Annotated in this window: 6 protein-coding genes and 1 pseudogene; all 7 read left to right on the top strand. The window is 56.3% G+C overall.

Annotation, left to right across the window (positions count from 1 at the left end; all coding sequences use genetic code 11):
- Nucleotides 1-178: 178 nt before the first annotated feature.
- The 7 genes and pseudogenes from FN633_RS09225 (at nt 179) to FN633_RS09195 (ending at nt 5,522) form a co-directional block, all read left to right on the top strand.
- On the top strand, nt 179-946 hold the full coding sequence (locus FN633_RS09225; RefSeq protein WP_052512351.1) for a hypothetical protein: 768 nt from the start codon (nt 179-181) through the stop codon (nt 944-946).
- An 11-nt stretch (nt 947-957) separates the two neighbouring features.
- A complete protein-coding gene (locus tag FN633_RS09220; RefSeq protein ID WP_042391497.1) occupies nt 958-1,248 on the top strand; it encodes an HNH endonuclease in 291 nt (96 codons plus the stop codon).
- 12 nt (nt 1,249-1,260) lie between these two features.
- Entirely contained in the window at nt 1,261-1,527 is a 267-nt protein-coding gene (locus tag FN633_RS09215; protein ID WP_243731498.1) for a hypothetical protein, read from the top strand.
- A 69-nt stretch (nt 1,528-1,596) separates the two neighbouring features.
- Nucleotides 1,597-2,031, top strand: a complete 435-nt coding sequence (locus FN633_RS09210) for a hypothetical protein (protein WP_042391495.1) — start codon at nt 1,597-1,599, stop codon at nt 2,029-2,031.
- Nucleotides 2,032-2,040: 9 nt separating this feature from the next.
- Nucleotides 2,041-3,573, top strand: a complete 1,533-nt coding sequence (locus tag FN633_RS09205; RefSeq protein WP_042391494.1) for a terminase large subunit — start codon at nt 2,041-2,043, stop codon at nt 3,571-3,573.
- Between the two features lies 1 nt (nt 3,574).
- Nucleotides 3,575-4,846: a phage portal protein gene (locus FN633_RS09200; protein WP_042391493.1), complete on the top strand. Its 1,272-nt coding sequence runs from the start codon at nt 3,575-3,577 to the stop codon at nt 4,844-4,846.
- Between the two features lie 17 nt (nt 4,847-4,863).
- A pseudogene (locus FN633_RS09195) lies at nt 4,864-5,522 on the top strand (HK97 family phage prohead protease).
- The last annotated feature ends 129 nt before the right edge of the window (nt 5,523-5,651 follow it).

Below are 5,651 nucleotides of genomic sequence, written 5' to 3'. Positions count from 1 at the left end.
GACCGTATCCGGGCGGTTTTTTTATTTACTCACATGCAAAGCCACTGGCATCCGCTGGTGGCTTTTTTTATGCGCCTCGCACGCGCACCAAAGAGAGTCTTTCAGCCGTGAGCCTGGGGATCCGCTTCTCTCGGGCGGCTGTCCCGTGCGACAGGCTCACATCTAAAAGGAAACCACTATGACTGAATGTTTGAGCATTCCCTGTGTAAAAACGACACCCAAGCCATTCGGTGTAAACGTCGAATGGAAATGGCCTGATTCGAGCTTCTGGGGTTCTCAGCTTGAACTGCAATACCTCCTTGCAGATGACCGCCTTGTGAAAGAGGTCATCAGTTGGCCGGTTACTGGGCTCCTGATTTCTGGGCGTAAAGCTGGTGAGCGACTGCAGGTGCGCCTGCGTCCTGTTAGGGCAGATGGTACCGCGCGAGAATGGCGCGCCGGAGACTGGATTGATGCTACGACATCGACCGATGTGCAGGATATTGTTGATCATATCCTTGAGGGCATAAATGAAAGCCAGGCATTTAAAAGGCTGGTGGGCCAAAACCTGCCTCCGTCTGGCGGTTATGTTACACCTCAGAACTACACGATCCGCGTAGGTAACGATGAGAACGGCAGGCTTTGCGCTACTGGTTTTGGCGTAGCTGTTGAGAATGGTAAAAAGCAGGTAAAGCTTCATGCTGAAAAGTTTGAGGTTAATATGAGCGGCACACTGCATTTAAAAGACGCAGTCGCGACAGCAGTCGAACTCAAGACCCGCCTCTCTGACGATATGCGCGAGGCTGTCATTGACGCTGTGCGTGAGAGTGATTTGTTTAAGGCGCTGCAGGCGTCACAGGATGCTCAGGCTTCTGCTCAGGTCACATTGCAACAGACCATTAATCAGGTAGTGACCGACGCCATACGCAACGCGGTAAAGCCCGGCGGCCTGCTGTATCGTCCCTAAGGGTTCAATGTATGGCATCAAACTCCCCCTGGCATAACCTCTACAACACGAAGCGATGGTACCGCCTGCGCTATCACCAGTTGCAGAAGCAGCCGCTCTGCGAGTTTCATCTGAAGCGTAACCAGGTGGTGTCGGCTGCTGTTGTGGACCACATCAAGCCGCACAAAGGCGATGAAACTCTCTTTCACGATCCGGAAAATTTACAAAGTTTATGCAAACGCTGCCACGACTCAGTGAAGCAGCGCATGGAGAACGGCGGAACGGTGACCGAGTTCGATGACGAGGGCCGGGTTATCTGGTAACAGGAGCACGCAATGCAAGACCTGAAGATTGAATACCGCGATGGCAAGCTGATTGAACTGAGCATTGATGGCGTGAGCTTTAACGATCTCACCTCGATCACCTTCAGCCACGAGGCAGGTAAGTCACTGCCAACCGTCAGCCTGACCATGCCGCTCGGCGTCGGCGATCGGCTCGTGTCCGCCAGCCAGCCCCGACCCCCAAAACCTGCGGATCATCGAAAAATGAGATTCATTCTCGTTTGCGGAGGCGATGGCAGGGGGGGGAGGGTAAAACTCTGACGCCTGGCCGGTAAAGACCGCGCTCCCAGTTTTATTTTTAAAAACGTCCAGAAAAAAAGGAAAAACGCGATGGCACAGCGAGGCAGAAAGTCTCTGGCTGCGACGTCGGCTGCCTCGCTGCCGGTACTGGCTGAAAGTAGGCTGCAGCCGTCCATTCACCTGAGCGATCCGGAGATTAACGTCTGGGTCCGGCTGGTCAATGACAACCCGGCCAGCTCATTCACCGAAACACACCGGGACATGCTGGAGATGTACTGTCGGCATGTGGTGCAGGCCCGGCTGCTCACAACCCAGATTGAAGAGTTCGAGCTCGAGTGGCTGGCCCGGGATGACGGTCTTAAGCGCTACGACAAACTTCTTACGATGCGCGAGCGGGAGGTGCGATCGGCATCCTCTCTTGCGACCCGCCTGCGGATCACCCGCCAGGCTACAGCCGACCCTAAAACGGTTGGCCGTGCTAACAACAATCTCGCTCGGGAGAAAAAGCCCTGGGAAATTGATTAAGGCTCTTTGATGGCTAAAAAAAATCTGACAAGAGCCGAGAGGAATATCCTCTGGTGCGAAAGAAATATCGTCATCCCTGAAGGTAAGTTCGTCGGCCAGCCCCTGAAAATGGCTGAGTTCATGAAGGACGATTTCAGGGCCATATTCGACAACAAGCATGGCACACGCCGGGCGATCATCAGCCGCGGGCGTAAGAACGCCAAAACTGTGGAAACCGCCATGCTAATGCTGCTCTACCTGGTAGGACCGGAGGCAGCACCTAACTCGCAGCTGTATTCGGCGGCGCGGTCCCGCGATCAGGCTGCCATCCTGTTTAATCTGGCGTCAAAGATGTGCCGCATGAACCCGGTGCTCATGCAGTATGTCGCGATCAAGGATTCAGCCAAGGAGATTCACTGCCCGGAACTGGGCTCTTACTATCGCGCACTGAGTGCTGAGGCAACCACGGCCTACGGTTTCTCGCCGCGATTTGTTGCACACGATGAACTTGGGCAGGTACGCGGACCGCGTGACCCGCTCTATGAGGCGCTGGAGACCGCGACTGCCGCCCAGGACAACCCCATTTCGGTGATCATCAGTACCCAGGCTCCTGACGCAAGTGATCTGCTCAGCCTGCTGATTGATGACGGCCTGACCGGTGCTGACCCGAGAACGGTGGTCCGGCTCCAGACCGCGCCGGAAGATATCGATCCTTTCTCGGTTGAAGCCATCCGGCTGGCAAACCCGGCCTTCGATGTATTCATGAACCAGAAAGAAGTGCTGGATATGGCCGCCAGCGCGAAGCGTCTCCCGTCGCGCCAGGCAGAGTTTGAGAACCTGGTGCTTAACCGGCGCGTGGAGGCTAAAAGCCCGTTCGTCAGCCAGACCGTCTGGCACATGAACAAGGAAGAGCCTGACGATCTCACTGGTAAAACCGTGTGGGGCGGGCTCGACCTCTCCAGCGTGTCAGACCTTACCGCGCTGGTGCTCAACACGACACAGGGTGATGTGCACTGTAAGTTCTGGTTGCCTGAAGAGGGGCTGGCAGACAAGGCGCGCAATGATCGCGTGCCGTATGACATCTGGGCGAAGCAGGGCTTTCTTAACACAACGCCAGGCAAGGCCATTGAATACGCCTTTATCGCCCGCGAGTTGCGGCGCGTGTTCGATATCTGCAACGTCCGGGCGCTGGCGTTCGACCGCTACAACATGCGTTTTCTTCGCCCGCATCTGATTGATGCCGGGTTTACTGAGGCAGAGCTCGAGCGGTTCGTTGAGTTCGGCCAGGGCTTTGTCTCGATGTCCCCGGCGCTCAGGGAACTGGAAGCCAGGCTGCTGGGCGCGCAACTGAAGCACGGCAACCACCCCATTCTCGAAATGTGCGCCAAGAACGCCACGGTTATTACCGATCCCGCCGGAAACCGTAAGTTTGTAAAAGGTAAATCCAGCGGGCGTATCGACGGCATGGTTGCACTGGCCATGTCTGTCGGCGCGCAGACGAGCGATGAGGTGGAAGACCAGGGCGACGTTAACGACTTTATCTATAACTTTTTGAGCATCTAGCATGGCAGAAACCGACTACAGCATTGACCTGCGGACACGTTCGCCATTCTGGGCGCGCATGGCCTCTATTCTGACCGGTGGCCGACTGGTTACACCGGATAACGGCTCGCAGATGGCGGGCACATCAGCTCACGGCACTGTCGGGGAATCGGTGGTGAGCGATGAGCGCAACATGTCGATCAGCACCGTATGGGCCTGCATCAGGCTCATCTCCACCGTCACAGCCTCTTTACCGCTGGACGTTTTTGAAACCGTCGACGATCAGCGTAAGAAAGTCGACAACACCAACCCGCTGGCGAAGCTTCTCCGCTTCCGGCCCAACAACTTCATGACCGCGCTTGAGTTTCGCGAGGCGATGACAATGCAGCTCTGCGCGTACGGCAACGCCTACGCGCACCTGGAGCGAAACAGCGTGGGTGATGTCATCAGCATGCTGCCGCTGCTGAGCGCGAACATGGATGTCCGGCTCGATGGCAAAAATGTCATCTACCGCTACCGGCGCGACAGCGAGTATGTGGATTTTAAGCCTAAAGAGATTTTCCACCTTAAAGGCTTCGGCTTTAACGGGCTGGTGGGGTTGTCGCCGCTGGCGTTCAGCGCCAAATCTGCAGGCGTGGCGATCGCTATGGAGGATAACCAGCGGGAGTTCTTCGCCAACGGCGCGAAGTCGCCGCAAATCCTGATGACTGACGGCAAGGTGCTGACTAAAGAGCAGCGCGGGCAGCTGGAGGAAAACTTCAAGGAGATTGCCGGTGGCCCGGTGAGAAAACGCCTCTGGATCCTGGAGAGTGGATTTACCACCCAGCCTATTGGCATCTCGCCTCAGGACGCGCAGATGCTTGAGGCGCGCAAGTTTCAGGTGGCAGAGCTGGCGCGCTTTTACGGTGTTCCTCCGCACCTGGTGGGTGATGTTGAAAAAACAACCTCATGGGGCAGCGGTATTGAGCAGCAGAACCTGGGCTTCCTGCAGTACACCCTGAAACCCTATCTCGATCGCTGGGAATACAGCATCGAACGCTGGCTGGTGAAAGAGTCCGATCAGGGCAGGCTCCATGCCGAGCATAACCTGGATGGACTGCTTCGCGGTGATTCAGCGAGCCGCGCCGCATTCATGCAAACGATGGTCAATACCGGGATCCGGACCGTTAACGAGGTACGGCGACTGGATAACCTTCCGCCATTGCCTGGAGGTGATGTGGCGACGCGCCAGTCGCAGAACGTACCCATTACCGATCTCGGAACAAACAAAGAGCCCCGCACTGACGGGGCTTAATTTTTATGGGGGCCATGATGCCTGATATTCACAAGACGCTGGCGTTCGACCAGACCGAAATTAAGTTTACCGGCGACGGAAGCAAGGGAACGTTTGAGGGGTACGCCTCGGTATTCAACAACACGGACTCAGATGGCGACATCATTTTACCCGGCGCGTTCGCTGGCGTGGTCGCAAACCAGAGTCGCAAGGTGGCGATGTTCTTTAACCACCAGACCCGCGCCATCCCGGTCGGGAAGTGGGATGCCATGCATGAGGACGATAAGGGGCTGTTTGTACGGGGGCAGCTCACGCCCGGCCTGAGCATCTTAAAGCCGCCATGCAGCACGGCACTGTCGAAGGCATGTCGGTCGGGTTTTCTGTCGGCCCGGACGATTACAGCGTCGGTACCACCGGACTCATTTTCAAAAACATATCTTATCTCCGGGAAATCAGCGTCTGCACCTTCCCGGCCAACGAACTGGCGGGCGTTACCGCCATGAAAAGTATCGACGGCATCAAAACCATTCGTGACGCGGAGGCCTGGCTGAGGGATTCAGTCGGCCTTACGCGCGCTGAAGCGCAGGCGTTTATCGCCCGCGTGAAGTCCGCAGGCCGAAGCGAGTTCGGCGGCGGCGACATTGACGCGCTTGCACAGCGCATTACCTCATTTGCCGCTAACCTGCGGAACAATTAACGGAGCACCACATGTCTGAATTATCTGTACTGGAAAAAGCGATCGAGAATTCACAGAAAGAAGTGAAGGAGCTCATCGAAGAGCAGCGTAAGTCCATTCAGGAGAACGGGCAGATCAATAAAGAGCTTC

Source organism: Pseudescherichia vulneris (assembly GCF_902164725.1).
In the GTDB taxonomy this organism is placed as follows: Bacteria; Pseudomonadota; Gammaproteobacteria; order Enterobacterales; family Enterobacteriaceae; genus Pseudescherichia; species Pseudescherichia vulneris.
Note: the sequence above shows the minus strand (reverse complement) of the source record. Positions and strands in the feature narration are given on the sequence as shown.